The organism is Okeania sp. SIO2B3, assembly GCF_010672525.1.
In the GTDB taxonomy this organism is placed as follows: Bacteria; Cyanobacteriota; Cyanobacteriia; order Cyanobacteriales; family Microcoleaceae; genus Okeania.
On record NZ_JAAHGH010000248.1, the window covers coordinates 1 to 1016 of the forward strand.

Annotated in this window: 1 protein-coding gene and 1 pseudogene; both read left to right on the forward strand. The window is 42.6% G+C overall.

Translation table 11 applies throughout. The features are described 5' to 3' along the window. Positions 1-236: hypothetical protein (locus F6K15_RS37975; protein WP_293071276.1), on the forward strand; the 236-nt coding region annotated here is incomplete at its 5' end. Beyond that, positions 224-619 (forward strand): annotated as a pseudogene (locus F6K15_RS37980) (RNA-guided endonuclease InsQ/TnpB family protein); the annotation flags it as partial. The gene F6K15_RS37975 and the pseudogene F6K15_RS37980, both read left to right, overlap by 13 nt. Positions 620-1016 lie beyond the last annotated feature (397 nt).

Here is a 1016-nt window from a genome sequence, read left to right on the forward strand (position 1 = left end):
CTGCGGGAGGAGCAGTGTCAGCGCCAGTCGCTCATGGGGGAGACCCCCTTTGGCGGCGCTGGCAAGTCTTTAGGAGCGCGCTTTTAGACCTTGTGGGAGTAAATCTCGTTTATGCGGGTGCTAAGAAACAGAAAGTCTCTAACAGTGATGCTAGGGAATCCCGCGCTGTCACGCAAGTGCAGCGTCGGGAGGATGTCAATGTGTTATACTTTTACCATAAACTATGTTTTGTGTGAAATCATTGTACAGAGCCGTAAAAGTTAGAATATATCCAACTTCTGAGCAAGCCCAGAAACTCAGCCAAGTCATGGGGTGTTCCAGGTGGTGGTGGAATTATGCTTTGAATCTGTGCAATGAAACTTACAAAGAAACAGGTAAAGGGTTGAGTCGAGTAGCACTAAACAAAGTGTTACCTAAGCTGAAGAAGTCACAAGAGACTAAGTGGCTAAAAGAGTGTTATTCTCAAGTTTTGCAGTCAACCACTCTCAACCTCACCAAAGCATTCAAAAACTTTTTTGAAGGTAGAGCTAAATATCCCAGATTCAAGTCTGATCGAGGGAGGCAATCCTGTAAATATCCTCAAAACTGCCAAGTAGTAGATAAAGGGGTGAAAGTACCTCAAGTTGGGGCGTATCATCAATTAAAAAATTGACAAAATGGATGTTGTATGCTCTAGGTCAATAGCGATCGCTATGCTCATAAAATGACTGAGTCTACCTGTAGGAATTCCTCCGGTGAAAGTTAACTGAACGTTGATCGTATCTAGTAGCGATATAGCTGTCGCACTTGCTCTGCCAACGCTCGATACTGTTTGAGAAGGCGCGAAGAAATTTTCGATTCATAGACCTGCTTTGTACAATATTTCATTGTAATTACCGAATAATTAATAATTAGACTTGTCGCTAAATAAAGCCCTGAAAGTGGCAAAACAAGATTCTGGTTTTTCCTATCCACTTATGCTGCCATTAGGTAGAAATTCCAGAGTCCTACAGCTGTTAACATAAAGCGATCGTCTA